9 protein-coding genes and 1 riboswitch are annotated in these 14,931 nt (G+C 47.2%); of the genes, 8 read left to right on the forward strand and 1 reads right to left on the reverse strand.

The window, feature by feature from the left end; genetic code table 11:
* Window positions 1-301 precede the first annotated feature (301 nt).
* Window positions 302-2,419, forward strand: coding sequence for a multicopper oxidase family protein (locus AC3WTJ_RS32200; protein ID WP_492525181.1), 2,118 nt, complete (start codon window positions 302-304; stop codon window positions 2,417-2,419).
* Window positions 2,420-2,513: 94 nt separating this feature from the next.
* A riboswitch (purine riboswitch) is annotated at window positions 2,514-2,613 on the forward strand.
* A gap of 73 nt (window positions 2,614-2,686) precedes the next feature.
* Window positions 2,687-4,027, forward strand: a complete 1,341-nt coding sequence (locus tag AC3WTJ_RS32205; protein WP_492525183.1) for a 5'-deoxyadenosine deaminase — start codon at window positions 2,687-2,689, stop codon at window positions 4,025-4,027.
* 54 nt (window positions 4,028-4,081) lie between these two features.
* Here AC3WTJ_RS32205 and AC3WTJ_RS32210 read toward each other — a convergent pair whose 3' ends face one another.
* Complete coding sequence (locus AC3WTJ_RS32210) at window positions 4,082-5,197, reverse strand: amidohydrolase family protein (RefSeq protein WP_492525185.1); 1,116 nt, start codon at window positions 5,195-5,197, stop codon at window positions 4,082-4,084.
* Between the two features lie 428 nt (window positions 5,198-5,625).
* Between AC3WTJ_RS32210 and AC3WTJ_RS32215 the strand changes: the two genes are divergently transcribed.
* The 6 genes from AC3WTJ_RS32215 to AC3WTJ_RS32240 all read left to right on the forward strand — a co-directional run bounded on the left by AC3WTJ_RS32215 (window position 5,626) and on the right by AC3WTJ_RS32240 (window position 14,925).
* Complete coding sequence (locus AC3WTJ_RS32215) at window positions 5,626-7,395, forward strand: methyl-accepting chemotaxis protein (RefSeq protein WP_492525187.1); 1,770 nt, start codon at window positions 5,626-5,628, stop codon at window positions 7,393-7,395.
* A gap of 457 nt (window positions 7,396-7,852) precedes the next feature.
* Window positions 7,853-8,926: a YncE family protein gene (locus tag AC3WTJ_RS32220; RefSeq protein WP_492525189.1), complete on the forward strand. Its 1,074-nt coding sequence runs from the start codon at window positions 7,853-7,855 to the stop codon at window positions 8,924-8,926.
* Window positions 8,927-9,695: 769 nt separating this feature from the next.
* Window positions 9,696-10,658 (forward strand): carbohydrate ABC transporter permease, encoded by a 963-nt coding sequence (locus AC3WTJ_RS32225; RefSeq protein ID WP_492525191.1) that lies wholly within the window; start codon window positions 9,696-9,698, stop codon window positions 10,656-10,658.
* Entirely contained in the window at window positions 10,655-11,506 is an 852-nt protein-coding gene (locus tag AC3WTJ_RS32230; protein ID WP_492525193.1) for a carbohydrate ABC transporter permease, read from the forward strand. Before AC3WTJ_RS32225 ends, AC3WTJ_RS32230 begins: the two co-directional genes overlap by 4 nt.
* An 88-nt stretch (window positions 11,507-11,594) precedes the next feature.
* The gene (locus tag AC3WTJ_RS32235; RefSeq protein ID WP_492525430.1) at window positions 11,595-13,346 is read left to right on the forward strand and encodes a cache domain-containing sensor histidine kinase; all 1,752 of its coding nucleotides are present in this window, start codon (window positions 11,595-11,597) and stop codon (window positions 13,344-13,346) included.
* Window positions 13,324-14,925, forward strand: coding sequence for a response regulator (locus AC3WTJ_RS32240; RefSeq protein WP_492525195.1), 1,602 nt, complete (start codon window positions 13,324-13,326; stop codon window positions 14,923-14,925). Before AC3WTJ_RS32235 ends, AC3WTJ_RS32240 begins: the two co-directional genes overlap by 23 nt.
* The last annotated feature ends 6 nt before the right edge of the window (window positions 14,926-14,931 follow it).

Genomic DNA, 14,931 nt, shown 5'->3' on the forward strand with positions numbered 1-14,931 from the left:
TTCAAAGAGAAAAAATTCACACATTGCAAAAGGTTCACTAACAAAAATGAAAACCCTTTACAATATGTGAATTCAGGTTCTTTTTGTCGATTGGATTCATCATAACATATCACATTTGAAAACGCAAACTATTTCCAATTCTTACATGCTAATGAAATCGCTTACCCGACCCTGCTGATGAATAAAGAAGATGAGCGCCCCCAACTTTAGTCTAGGTAGATACTTGGTCCCCGGACCGTTTGCCGCTTCAAGCAGCGACTCTATACTGGAGCTATCGTAAACACTTAGGAGGGGCTTCATTTTGTACAACATAAGTATTGGAACTATTCTGGCAGCTTCGCTGCTATTCGTGATATGCACCTGGATCGGAAGCGTGAAAGCTTCTCGACTGCTCTATAGCCGCACCATTGAACGCATGCATCGCAAAACGCGCAAGCTGTTGTTCTGGGCCTGGTTCCCCATCATTCCGGCCGCCGCTATTCTAGGGGCTATCGCTTGGATACAGCAGACTATGCTCACTACCTTTTGGATCGATCACGTGTTCATCCAAGCACCGCTGATCCTTGTGCCGCTTCTAACCATCTGGTTCATAGCCGTTCCTAAACTGCTCAAGCTGCGCTCGATCACCAAACAGCCGCAAGGTGACACGGAGCAGGAAGCGACTGTTGATTCAACAGCGCACTTGAGAGCTGCCGCTCCAGGCCTCATCATTCCTTTTCAAATGACGGCGCTCGCCGCATTAACTTCCTTATATTTCGCGCTAGTTCCGCCTGTGCCGTTCAAATGGCTTGATATTTCCATACCGCTGGCTGTCTTCGTGTTGGCAACGGCAGTACTTTGGTGGAGGCATCAGTTCCGTTATAGGGAGGTAAGCAAGATGGAAGCTTATACGGCCCCGGCCTTTTGGAAACGAGGCTTGGCTATGCTCAGTATACTCGCCGTGCTGGGAGCGTCAGGTTATTATCTTTTTAACTATGCCGTGGACAAAAGCGAGCTGCCGCCCGAAATCGATATGGCAAGCGGGACGCATGATTACGGCGGTCTGATGCCAGCCGATATGAGCCTGCATAATCACCAAAGCGGAATGGCCGCAATGACCAGCAATTCAGGCAAAATGATCTCTGTCACCGACCTGACGGGCCCGCGCGAGGGGATACCGGATCGTCATTTTACATTAACCGCTCAGAAAAAGACCGCCACGCTCAGTTCCGGCAAAACCATCGATGCCTGGACGTACAACGGGCAAATTCCGGGACCCGAGCTTCGCATGAAAGAGGGTGAGTTAATTGAGGTTACGCTCATTAACCAGGATATTGAGCAAGGTGTTACCGCACATTGGCATGGACTGGATGTTCCGAATGCAGAAGATGGCGTTGCCGGGGCCACGCAAAATGCGGTCATGCCGGGTGAAACGTATACGTACCGCTTTCGCGCCGAACAGGTCGGCACGTTCTGGTATCACTCTCATCAGGACTCACGCGAAGCCGTCAGCATGGGACTTTTCGGGGCGTTAATCGTGGAGCCGAAAACGGAACCTTTTCAACCTATAAAAGACATTACCGTGATGACACATCGTTGGAAAGGGGCTTCGATTGCCGTTGGCGCCTCGGATCAACTCGAACGCATGGCGATCGCTCCAGGAACGCCTGTCCGAATGCGGTTGATTAACACGGACGATTGGGTGAATCAAAACTATACACTCGTTGGCACCCACTTTGAGGTGGCGGCTATTGATGGAACAGAGCTGAATAAGCCCGATGTGTTAACGAATACCCACGTAGTTGTGCCTACAGGTGGACGGTATGATATCACGTTCATCATGCCTGAGCGCCCGGTCTACTTAAATGTAGGAGGGAATCGGAGCGGAGGCCTCCTTATGTCTTCCGATGGCAGTGGGGATGTTCCTGAGATTCCGCCTACCGTAGCATTCGATCCTCTTACCTATGGCAGCCCCGCGGCAACCGCTTTTGATGCAAGCAGCCGCTTCGATAGAGAATTTACGTTAATTCTGGACAATAAGCTCGGCATTTTTAACCGTAACTTTGATTTTCTCTACACTTTGAATGGAGAAGTATTTCCCAATGCGCCTATGTTTATGGTGAAGGAAGGGGATCTCGTTAAAACAACCTTCATTAACCGAGGAAATGTCGACCACCCGATGCATCTGCACGGACATCACGTGCTTGTCCTTTCGCGCAATGGAAAGCCCTCAACCGGCAGCCCTTGGTGGTCCGATACGCTGAACGTGTTGCCGGGAGAGACGTATGAGGTCGCCTTTGTAGCCAATAATCCGGGATTATGGATGGATCACTGCCACAATCTTGTGCATGCCGCCGCAGGCATGTCGATGCACCTCATGTATGAAGGCGTAACGACCCCTTATGCCGTGGGCAGCGGAACACAAAATCATCCCGAGTAAAAAGAGGGAGGGGATGTAGGGTTCATGTTAGAAATCATAACATTTCGTTGACAAAAAGCCGATGTCCGTTTACGCTAGAGAAAAGCAGGAACAACACGAACTGAATAATCTCTTTCGTATAACCTTAATAATCGGATTAAGGGTCTCTACTTAGAAACCGTAAATTTCTAGCTACGAAGAATGTGCGCATTTGCATATTTTTCGTAGCTAGTTTTTTTATGTTCCTCACGTCATACAATAAACAGAAGTAGTAGGAGGTTTATGCCCATGGCGACAATTCTTATTAAGCAGGCAGAAATAGTAACCATGAACCGCGACGGGGATATTTTCGTTGGGGATATTCTCATTGAAGACGACCGGATTAAGGCCATTGGACCTGACTTAGATGTGGACGCCGCACAGGTGGATAAGGTGATTGATGCCAAAAACCGAACGGTCATTCCAGGCTTCGTGCAGACTCATATTCATTTATGCCAAACGTTGTTTCGAGGCAAAGGGGACGATCTGGAGCTGATGGATTGGCTGAAACAGCGGATTTGGCCGCTGGAAGCTTCCCACGACGAGGAATCCATTTATTATTCCGCCTTGCTCGGCATCGGCGAGTTGATTCAAAGCGGTACAACGACCATCGTAGATATGGAGACGGTGCATCATACCGACTTCGCCTTCCAAGCCATCGCATCGAGCGGGATCCGCGCTTTGTCCGGCAAAGTGATGATGGACAAGGGCGATGAGGTGCCATTCTCTTTGCAAGAAAAAACATCCGAATCGCTCCAGCAAAGCGTCGATTTGTTGGAAAAGTGGAATGGCCACGACGGCGGCCGCATCCAGTACGCGTTCTCGCCGCGATTCGTCATCTCTTGCACGGAAGAGCTGCTGCGTGAAGTACGCAGCTTATCCGAGCAGTACCAAGTGAAAGTGCATACGCACGCATCCGAGAATTTGGGCGAGATTGAGATTGTGCAGGCCGAGACCGGCATGCGCAATGTCGTATATCTCGACCATCTGGGCTTGGCGAATGAGCGCCTCATTCTGGCGCACTGTATTTGGCTGGATGATGAGGAGAAGCGCATCATCCATGAGCGGGGCGTCCACGTGAGCCACTGCCCGGGCTCGAACCTGAAGCTTGCTTCAGGCATTGCCGAGACGCCCGACATGCTGAAGCTCGACATCTCGGTCTCGCTTGGCGCTGATGGCGCACCATGCAACAACAATCTCGACATGTTCAACGAGATGCGGTTGGCTGCGCTCATCCAGAAGCCCGTGCACGGACCGACGGCGATGAACGCGCAGACGGTCTTCCGCATGGCGACCATCGGCGGTGCCCGCGCGGTCGGCATGGAGCAAGAGATTGGAAGCCTCGAAGTCGGCAAGAAAGCCGACTTGGCGATCCTCGATCTCATCAATTTTCACACGTATCCGTCCTTCGACGTGGATCCGATCTCGCGCATCGTGTACTCTGCGACACGCGCGGATGTGGAGACGACGATCATTAACGGTCGGATCGTCATGGAAAACCGCATCATGCGGACGATCGATAAGGACATTGTCCTGCCTGAGGCCAACCGCTCGATCCAGCGCCTGCTGAAGCGCGCTAATCTGCGCTAACGAGCAAAAAGCCAGCCTTCCACCGTATTTCGGTGAGGGCTGGCTTTTTATCCACTATTTACCCCAAAGCAGCTTCCCTGCCTCCAGCTTCGTAAGTTTTGTAACATCGCGCCCTGCGTCTTTCTTCAAAATAGCTTCCTTCTGCGTTTTGGTAGCCGGTTCATTCCGTAGGATCTCATCTAAATTATCATAAGCCACTTTCTTGATCAGTGCAGGATCTCCGATAGCATCCATGACACGATACATCGCCTCGATGGCAGCATCCTCGCTTGCAAGTCCGAAGCCGGAGTCCGTGCTGAGCATAAACTTGTCAGGAAACTGCTTCATAACAGGCAGAAAATCCTCGATCCGGTTCGAGCTCTCCAGATTAAGCACGGTAAACCCTGCAAAAAAATCCATATAGATGTTATCGTACTTCTCTAATAAACGTTTGATATTCTCTGGCGAATTATAGGCATTCGCATGTCCGAAAATGAAGGTTGTTTTGGGATGTGCAGCCAAGGCATCCTCTAATTTGTCTATTACAAAACCATTCGGTGGATCGATATGGAGTAGAATCGGCGCTTGATACTCCGCGCACAACTCATAAATTTGCGGTAGAAAGCCGTCCATAGGGTCCATAGCCTTCCATTCCACTTTCGATACAACAGGGGAGTAATACGAAGCGGCAGCAATTTCGCCTAGTCCAAAATAACCCTGTTCCAAATTATCCCTCACGACCTTCAAACTAGAAGGATCATGCAAATTAAAGCCTGAGAAATAAGGCACAAAGAAATCCGGCCTTTCTACATAGGCATCCCAGGCATAGGCATCGGTTCGAATCGCGCTGAATTCCGAAACATCCCCGAAAAGAATAACGCGATCCATCGCATCCCGCTTCCATACATTTTGCATGCTTATATACTTCGAATCGCTCGCATCATGGTTATGCGCATCCGAAAGCGGTATAGAGCCATACTGCTGAAGAAGATCGTTGAAGCTTTTTTTTGCAAGGGCGGGTGGTATAGTCTCAACAGGTGTTGCCGCGGTTGTTGCCGCCTGGGAGGGTACAACCTCTATCGGGTTACTTGTGCTTTCCCTGTAATTATGCGAGCTCAGACCCCAAATCCCGCCCCCAATACAAACGCAAACGCTTACACCAACTAGTATACTTGAGCTTTTTTTAGGCATCTTAGATACTCCACTCCTTTAGCCAATCCCCTAACATGAGTTATGCGCTTCGAGCGAATCTACGTTGATTATGACATTAATTAATTACTTATATTTCAATTTTTCCATATGTTGGTTTATGGCTATGTATTCTACTTTAAATATTATTCATATGAAATAGGCTGATCCTACTATTTGAAAATATTATAATATATCCTTTTATAGAAGTATAAAGTAGTTGGTAATCATATACGTCGAAGTACTTTTAATGAAAAAAGTATGCATAGTAATAGATAAAAGAATAATTCGAAAAGTACCGTTTTCGTAACACATGCCTGCTCAATCCAAGAGAATATCAAGTATAATACAGGTATAAATACCTAAATATTTAGATATTTATACCTAGGTGAATATTTGTGTGCTTGCGAGCTGCTCAGGAGGCGAAGAAGATGCAAAAAGTTAACGGTACTCCCTTGAAATGGGGCTGGACAATTCGGAAGAAGCTTATGGCCTTTTGTCTATTGTTGTTATTGATCCCTACACTCTCCCTATCAATAACCGGGTACTTTAACGCCAAAGATGAAACCGACAGGCTTATTGAGAAAAACCTCGAGAACAGCGTCAAACTGATGGTTCAAAATATCATTCAACTGAATAATCTGGTGAAGAACGGTCAATTAACCAAGCAGCAAGCGGAGGAAGACGCTAAACTTATCATGCTAGGCAGCAAGCAGGCAGATGGGACAAGACCGATTAATCGCAATATTAATTTGGGTGTGAACGGCTACTATTTTGTGCTTAATGACAAGGGAGAGCTGCAAGCGCATCCGAGTCTGGAAGGCCAGAACATCTGGGATAAACAGTCGTCGGACGGCATTTATTACATACAGGACATGATTAAACAGGGGCAAAACGGCGGCGGGTTTACGTTTTACAATTGGCCGTTGCCGGGTAGCAGCAAGGAAGGGCTGAAAATCGCCTATGCGCTCAAGGTTCCGGAGTGGAATTGGATTGTTGCAGCGGGATCTTACTACCAGGACTACAATGAAGGGCAGGCTCGCATGTTGCACTCCACGATCACGGTGCTGGTGATCTGCCTTGTGCTCGGAGCGGCGGGAGTTATTTTATTTTCAAACCATATTTCCAAACCGATTAAAAAGATTGCCGCCGAGGCTCGGAAGATGGCGACAGGCGATCTGACTTCGGATGCCTTGCGCATTAAGAACAGGGATGAGATCGGCAAGCTGGCCAGTGATTTTACGACGATGAGTACGAATTTAAAATCGCTGGTGAAGCAAGTGATACATAGCTCGGATCAAGTTTCCAGTGCCTCCCAAACGCTGCAGTCCTCTATTGAGGAAACGACGCAAGCTTCAAAGAATATAGCGGAGTCCACGCAGCAGATTGCGGCCGGCATCGAAACGCAAGCGATGAGCACGGAGCAAAGTTCCAGGGCGATGGAAGAAATGACGCAGGGCATTCTGCGCATTGCCGATACCTCCTCGCAAGCTTATGAAACGTCGATTCAATCGAAGACGGAAGCGGAATATGGCTTCGGGCTGATCGAGCAGTCGATTGTCAAAATGCAGTCCGTGCAGCAAGCGGTCAACAATATCTCCAAGGTGATGGAGACGTTGAATGTGCGCTCCCAGGAAATTAGCGGCATCGTCACCGTGATGTCGGATATCGCCTCGCAAACGAGCTTGCTTTCGCTGAATGCGTCCATTGAGGCCGCACGGGCCGGGGAACAGGGCCGTGGGTTTGCCGTTGTTGCGTCCGAGGTGAAAAAGCTGGCGGAAATGTCGAAACATTCGTCCGAGCAGATCAATGAGCTTGTCTTCCAAGTGCAGGCGGACATCGCCTCGGCTTCCAGTTCGACCGTCCAAGGCATCGACGAATTCCAGCAAGGCATGCTCGCTATCGAGCAAACAGGAACAGCATTTGCCAAAATTGTAGAAACGGCCCAAGGCGTCGTAGGTCAAATTCAGGAGGCTTCGGCAGCTTCTGAGCAAATGTCGGCAAGCTCCCAAGAGATTACCGCCACGTTGCAGGAACTGGATCGCATTGCCGGGCATTCGGCCAGAAGTTCTGAGGCGATTACTGCTGCCACAGAAGAACAAATTGCCACGATGGATGAGATCGCGCAATCCTCCAGCTCTCTGAATCACATGGCGACGACCCTCAAGGAGATGGCACATCGGTTTCATATTAAAGAATAGGCGGTATAGCAAAAGTCTTGTATACGCGCAGTTTTCAAAGAGAGCGACCGGAAAATTTTCCGGTCGCTCTTTGCTTAGTCTGAGATCCTGCGTTGGCTGCAGCAGACGGACATCACGATTGACGATATCGCGTCGCGATTGCAGTAAGCAATGCGCAGAACTTTTCGCGGATTTTTAAAAAGGTGGTTGGCGTTCCTCCCGGCCAGTTCCGAAAGGATATGAAAAACGAGATGGCTCAAAGCCACGCGACTCCAAGAGCTTTTTATAAATGCTGTTACCGCGCATAGAGATCAGGAGTTGCATAACCGTTTCAAGGGGCTTCGCCACACACTCGAACAACCCTTAGAGAACCTATAGTTCTCTAAAACTCTTCTGAGGCTAGAGTAAACAAGTTTCCGATTTCGTTCTTCGACCATATACTATTGCATTCATTAAATACAGGGAAGGAGGGACTACAATGGTCCACTTCTCAAAGCCCCTTATACAAACTAAGGTCCAAGTAAAGATTAAACAAACCCAAGACCCGCAAGTTATCAAAATTGTGCCCGTGGTTGGCCAAGTCGGCGATATTCGCGTTAATTCATCTACAAACCTCGTCTATTATGTCTTTGACGAAAATCTAGTAGGCGTGCTGGACGGTAACACGAATAAAGTGATCGGCAGTGTGCAGACGGGGGATGGAGCTACATTTCTGGCTGTGAACACGCGTACCAACCGAATATATTCAACAAACTTCCGAGCTGCTAACGTCACTGTTATTAATGGGAAAACAAATAAGGCCATCACCAACGTACCTGTCGGCGAGCGCCCTTTTGGCATTGCTGTTCATCGCATAAGCAACCGCATTTATGTCGCCAATACGAGTGGAACGATAAGCGTCATCGACGGCGTCACCAACCGTGTCCTGAAAACCATAAGAGTCGGCGGATCACCTGCCCTTATCGCTATCGATGAACGAACCAATCGGATCTATGTCACTAATGTAATGAAGGACTCCGTTCATGTTATCGATGGCATTACGTTGAGCGTAATTAAAACGATTAAAGTAGGCAAAAATCCAATCATTACGCCGGGTATCCTCCCTGAGACAAACCGGATTTATGTAGCTAATAACCTAAGTCGATTTGCCTCTGTGATATCAGGAACAACGCTTGGTAAAAGCAAGCCCATTCAACTCGGAAAACTCCAAAGCGAGCTTGCTGTAAACGACCTAACGAATCGCGTCTATCTGACAAGCGCTCAGCAAGAGGGGAAAGGTAAATTGTTCATTGTTAGCGGGCTAACCCATACGATTACAGCAACCTTATCCATTCCCACGTTCTCTTCGCTCCTCGTCAACCCGTTGACGAACCGTTATTATGTCGGAGATACAGACACCCGAAATTTGTTCGTGTACAGCGGACTAACGAATCGGCTGCTGGTCAAGCTGCGAACGGGGCAGTCAGCAGGGAGCATGGCCTTGAATAAGCGGAGCAACCGGATTTATGTCGGCAATGAAAATTCGATCACTGTCATTCAAGATTACAAATAACAAATAAGCCCCAATACCCACGGAAGGTGGGCTTGGAGGCTTTTTTGCGTTTCTGTTATTTATCCTGTTAGTTGCCCCTCAGAGAACCCACTAGACTGTGCTAACTATAACACTCCCCGAGATTGATGCCGCCCTTCAATAAAAATTAAATATTTAAAAATTCAAAATATTAAAACTTAAATGACTATTGTTTTGATATGACCTAAAAACAAACGTTCCTATTATTCTGCTTTTGATTGAAATCCATTCAGAGAACTAAATGCATAAATAGAGGCAAGATATAACATTTTCATGTTACTGTGTGTAAGCCGGCAGTCAGGCCTTACAGGGTTTCTACATTTTTCTGAATAATCAAATAATATAGAAATTTTAAAAACAATATTTTGCATAAACCCATTCTAATAACCCATATTTAAAAAGACAGAAAATTAAATCTATTATTAAAAAGTAGTCAAAAATGTGAAATAATCAGAAAACTACATAAAACGCATGAAATTAAAGCAAAAATACAGAGCAAAAAGAGGGAGGTTCACACAAAAATCCATACCGTAAGCTGAGCAAAAGGCTGGAATTGCACCGTTAGTTGACGTGACCGAAAAGAAAAACCTTCATATAGACAAGCCATGGCCGAAAAAGCCAACAATCACGCCGCAATTTTTACCAGTGTTCGATTGTGAATGATTTGTGTTCATTACTCTCATGTTTCAGGGAGCTGTTAGCTTTTATACTAAGCATAAAGGTGTTCTGACACGAAAGGCGGTTATTCCCGATGAAAGCTGAAACAAGTATTGCTCCACAAAGAGTTCAGTCCCGAAAAATAACATCATCCTTCACTTTGAAAGGCCGCTGGGAGTCGCCGTTTGCGGGGTATCTGTTTATTTCCCCGTGGCTCCTTGGGTTTCTGCTGCTTACACTTTGGCCGATGATCCAATCGATGTATTATTCTTTTACCAAATATACGCTGCTTGACGCTCCGGAATGGATTGGCTTGCGCAATTATGAGCGAATTTTTGCAGATGATGAGATTTTCCGACAGTCTTTGAAAATAACGATTTTGTTTGTCGTATTATCTGTGCCAATTAAGCTGTTTAGCGCGTTGATGGTGGCGATGATGCTCAACAAGAAAATTAAAGGAATTTCGGTCTATCGGACATTCATTTATTTGCCTTCTCTTATTGGAAGCAGCATTGCGGTAGCGATTCTTTGGCAGAATATTTTCGGCATAGACGGCTTTATTAATAAATTTCTAGGCATGCTCGGCATAAGCGGCACCAGCTGGATCAGCAACCCCAAGACGGCCTTAGGAACCTTGATTATCCTTGTCGCTTGGCAGTTCGGTTCCTCCATGGTGATTTTCCTTGCCGGCCTTAAACAAATCCCCACCGAATTATATGAGGCTTCATCCGTTGACGGCGCTTCGAAAATAAGACAATTTGTCAGTATCACCCTGCCTATGCTGTCTCCTGTTCTGCTGTTTAACCTTGTGCTGCAAACCATCGGTTCTTTCCAGATGTTCACGCAAGCCTTCATTATTACAAAGGGCGGCCCGATTAACTCGACTTATATGTACGCTTTGTACCTCTATGATCGCGCCTTTTCCCGATATGAGATGGGTTACGCTTCGGCGCTGGCCTGGATACTTCTCGTGGTAATCGCTGTTGTGACGGCAATCATTTTCGCCTCGTCCCGCTACTGGGTATTTTACGAAACAGAAGGAGCGAAAGGTAAATGAGAAACTCACTTATATCTGCTAAATCGTTTAGAACTCATTCCTTATTGGCTATATTCAGCCTACTCATGATCTATCCCATGCTGTGGTGGTTCGGAGCTGCCTTTAAGTCCAATGCAGAAATGAGCTCTCCTTCTCTTCTGCCCAACGAGTGGTTGTGGAGTAACTTCAGCGAAGGCTGGATCGCCATTCCTAAATTTACGTTCACCCATTTCTATCTCAATACATTTGAGTTAATTGCCGGAGTGCTTATTACATCTGTCATTTCCTGCAGTTTGGTCGCGTTCGGCTTCGCGCGGTTGGATTTTCCGCTAAAAAACTTCTGGTTTGCCATCCTGATGGTTACGCTGATGCTGCCAAGCCAAGTGACTTTGGTGCCTCAGTACATCATGTTTAATACTTGGGGATGGGTGAATACGTACCTACCCTTCTATGTGCCGCATGCTTTGGCCGGAGGTATTGGAGGCCCCTTCTTCATCTTCCTGCTGGTGCAGTTTATCCGCGGCATTCCGCGTGAATTAGACGAGTCGGCCAAAATGGACGGCTGCAACTGGTTCGGCATCTACTGGCGAATTGTGCTTCCTCTTACAAAGCCAGCGCTCGTCACGGTCGCCATTTATTGTTTCCTTTGGAACTGGGACGACTTCTTCGGACACCTGCTTTATATTAACTCGGTTAGCAAATACACCGTCGGTCTTGCTTTGAAGCTGTTCGTGGACAGCCAATCAGCACTGCCTTGGGGACAATTGCTGGCGATGTCACTTCTTTCCATCATCCCTTCACTCATCATCTTTTTTATGGCGCAGCGCCATTTTGTTGATGGCATTGCCTCCGGTGCTGTGAAAGGCTAAAATGAAATAAAATATGAAAAAGGTTGCGAAATTGGCAACCTTTTTCCAGTTTCATAGCATCTTATGAGGGGGATCAGCCTTGTTTACTATGTTCAAGCGTGTCCGCATCGGCCGGCTGTTCTTCGGCAGCTTCGCCGCCTTCATTGCCGTGCTGCTGCTCGTCACCTCATGGATAAGCTACAGCCTCACGTCGCGCGAGCTGGCCAGCAATACCGCTAATTATCAGCAAGATCTATTAAATGAATTAAATAAACGCCTGGTTATTCAGTTAAACTCGATAGAGCAAATGTCGCTAGCGGCCTCCAGAAACATTGATATTATCGGATACGATCCGCTCGAAAGCGACTTATTTGAGCGCAATCGCCGGAAGCAGGATTTGGAGAATCTGCTGGCGAGCATCACCTACAGCACAACTATGGTTCAGTCGATTTATTTGTATACGGAGCGGCCTTTTATGCCGGATTCGCAGGGTCCTATCCGCGTCTATAATTTGCAAAAAGTACGGGAAGAAGACTGGTTTCCGGACATTCAAAATAACGATTCCGCTTGGATTAAAGAACGGACGATTCAGACTAACAAAGGTCCGCTCAATGTAATCGGCTATGCCAGGAAACTTTACAACAACTCCGGTATTTACTATGGCATGCTGATGCTGAACGTGAAATCTTCGGAAATTCAGGACCTGATTCGCGGGGAAACGGAAGGCCGGAGCCGGTTGTTATTCGATGCTAGCGGCAGGAAAATGACCTCGATTGGGGATCAAAGCCTGCAAGTTGATGAACTGGATAAATTGAAAGTCATGACTGAAAAGTCCGGAAGCACGCATCTGTCAGCCAAACAGCAAAGCGATTCCTTACTGGTATGGAGCAAATCGCCTTCCAACTGGATGTTGGTTGAGGTCACGCCTTGGAAGAACATCATTAACGGCAGTATCCGTCTGGCACTGATTCTTTTAACGGTAGGACTTTCCGCTATTATTATTGGATTTTTTGTCACGTTTTTTATTTCCAGACAATTTACCAAGCCCATCCGGTTACTGCTCGCCTTCATGAGCAAGCTGCCGGACCGTGGTTTTGCTGCAGACTTGCCTCAAGACTATACCAATGAGTTCGGAAACCTGTTTAACGGTTATCGCAAGCAGATGGAACGCATTGAGGAGCTGCTGGATTCCTTGAAAGCTCAGCATAAACGCCAGCGTGAAGCGGAAATTCAAGCGCTGCAAGCGATGATTAACCCTCATTTTTTATACAATACGTTGGATCAACTAAACTGGCTGGCCATTGATTCAGGCCAAGATAAAATTAGTAAAATCCTCTCCTTGATGGGCAAAATGTTCCGTATCGGCCTATCTAACGGGGAGACGCTCATTCCGATCGCTGATGAGATCACACATGTCGAATGTTATTTGCAAATTCAACAAATCCGCTGGGGCGACCGATTGTCATTCACCATTAACGTCGACGAGTCCGCCCGAGAGCTCTATATTCCGAGGTTAACGCTGCAACCTTTTATTGAGAATGCCATTATTCATGGTTTTCACGGCAGAAAAAAAGGCGAGATCCACGTGAACATAGAGTTAATCAATCAAGACATTCAATTTCAGATTGAGGATGACGGTGTAGGGCTGCGTCCCGATTGGAATCAACCGAAGGTAAGAAAGACGGGCGGTTATGGTGTGCGCAACGTGAAGGAGCGGATTGAAGCCTATTTCGGGCCTCCCTACGGCGTCCAAATGACCAGTTCCAAAGGCAATGGCACGCTTGTCACGGTTCTGCTGCCACAAATCCAATACAAAGAACAGGTGGAGGAGCGGTATTATGTGGAAAATACTCATCATTGACGATGACTTTCAAGTGCTCGAAGGCATGAAAAAGGCGATTCCTTGGGAAGCTATTGACGCCGAATTCGCAGGCGAGGCCAGCGATGGCGCCGAGGGGCTGGAGATGATCAGCCAAACCCAGCCGGACATCGTCATTACGGACATTTATATGCCTGTGATGAACGGGCTTGAAATGATTGAAAAACTCCGGGAAGCGAACTTTCCAGGAGAGATTATTATCCTGAGCGGGTATACCGATTTCCAATATGCCCGGCAAGCATTGCGTCTTCACGTCAGTGACTATTTATCCAAACCCGTTACCGTAGATGAGCTTCGGACTGTGCTGGAGAAAGTCATTAAAGAACTGGAAGCCAAAGAGCTTATCAAGATGGAACAAGAAGACATTAGAAAAAAGCTGATGCTCTACGAACCATTCGGACAGCAGGAATGGTTGAAATCGGTCATGACCGGGACGTCCCACAAATGGGTTTCCAGCCTAAATCTCCCTCCCGCTGAGCAGCAGCACTGGATTCATCGCCACCACCTTGTCATGGGCATTGAGCTGATGAGCACAATACGCACGGCAAACCTGTCGCTAATCGATTGGAATCTATTCCGTTTTGCGCTGGCTAATATCATTCAGGAAATTTTATCGGAAGATTGGCCTGAATCCGACTTCATCGAACTTCACAGCCATCATGCTGCGATCATGTTTCATATTGAGCCTTCGGAGCCTGCTGACGCAGCCCTGAGCCGTATTCACGCAATCGGCAATCGGATTACTGACTGTGTGCTTATGTATCTTAAACTGAACATCCGGATCGGAATAGGTCATATGAAAACAGCTTGGCAGGAAATATCCGATTCCACCGAGGAAGCTTTCCTGGATCTGCTCCAGCAAACGATGACTCCGCAGCCAGGCAAACCAACCTCCCTGCCATCAGATTTGGCGATTCGGCCAATCAAGTTTTATCAGGAGCTTGCGGAAGCTATTGTGTATTTGAAGGAAGAGACTGCTTCGCAAATTGTAGATGCCTATATTCATCAATTGCAGCAAACGCCAACGATAACGCCTGCTTACTTACAGTATCTATGCACGGAGTTATGGACGATCTTCGCCTATTCCCTGTACAGCGTTGGCATTGTGCTGGATGAGCTGTTTCCTGACATGCATCTGCCGTCTGAAATCATGCAAATTCAAACGACAACCCACTTGCAAGAGTGGCTGCGCGCCAAAATTCATATCATCGCCACTAGCCGGCATTGGAATGAGAATTCGAAGCATAAAGAAGCTGTCGATTTCATGATTCAATATGCGCATGACCACTATGCCGAAGAGGTATCCTTGGAAGATATGTCGAAAAAGCTGTACTTATCCCGGAACTATCTGAACCAGATTTTCAAAAAATCAACCGGCGAAACGTTCACCAACTACCTGATTCAGGTTCGAATGAAGAAAGCGCAGGCCCTACTGGCCGAAGGCAAACATCTCATTTATGAAATTTCTGAGAAGGTCGGGTACAAGAACGTCCCTTATTTCAGCTCTATTTTCAAAAAGTATACAGGTATGAGTCCAAGCGAAGTAGGCAAAAGCGGATAACCATCG

The sequence above is a fragment of the Paenibacillus sp. FW101-FHT12H11 genome (assembly GCF_058790355.1).

What these genes read in the sequence shown, in the direction of transcription:
- AC3WTJ_RS32205 (WP_492525183.1), top strand. Translation starts at nt 2,687, where the DNA reads ATGGCGACAATTCTTATTAAGCAGGCAGAAATAGTAACCATGAACCGC.
- AC3WTJ_RS32210 (WP_492525185.1), bottom strand. Translation starts at nt 5,197, where the DNA reads ATGCCTAAAAAAAGCTCAAGTATACTAGTTGGTGTAAGCGTTTGCGTT.
- AC3WTJ_RS32215 (WP_492525187.1), top strand. Translation starts at nt 5,626, where the DNA reads ATGCAAAAAGTTAACGGTACTCCCTTGAAATGGGGCTGGACAATTCGG.
- AC3WTJ_RS32220 (WP_492525189.1), top strand. Translation starts at nt 7,853, where the DNA reads ATGGTCCACTTCTCAAAGCCCCTTATACAAACTAAGGTCCAAGTAAAG.
- AC3WTJ_RS32225 (WP_492525191.1), top strand. Translation starts at nt 9,696, where the DNA reads ATGAAAGCTGAAACAAGTATTGCTCCACAAAGAGTTCAGTCCCGAAAA.
- AC3WTJ_RS32230 (WP_492525193.1), top strand. Translation starts at nt 10,655, where the DNA reads ATGAGAAACTCACTTATATCTGCTAAATCGTTTAGAACTCATTCCTTA.
- AC3WTJ_RS32235 (WP_492525430.1), top strand. Translation starts at nt 11,595, where the DNA reads ATGTTCAAGCGTGTCCGCATCGGCCGGCTGTTCTTCGGCAGCTTCGCC.
- AC3WTJ_RS32240 (WP_492525195.1), top strand. Translation starts at nt 13,324, where the DNA reads ATGTGGAAAATACTCATCATTGACGATGACTTTCAAGTGCTCGAAGGC.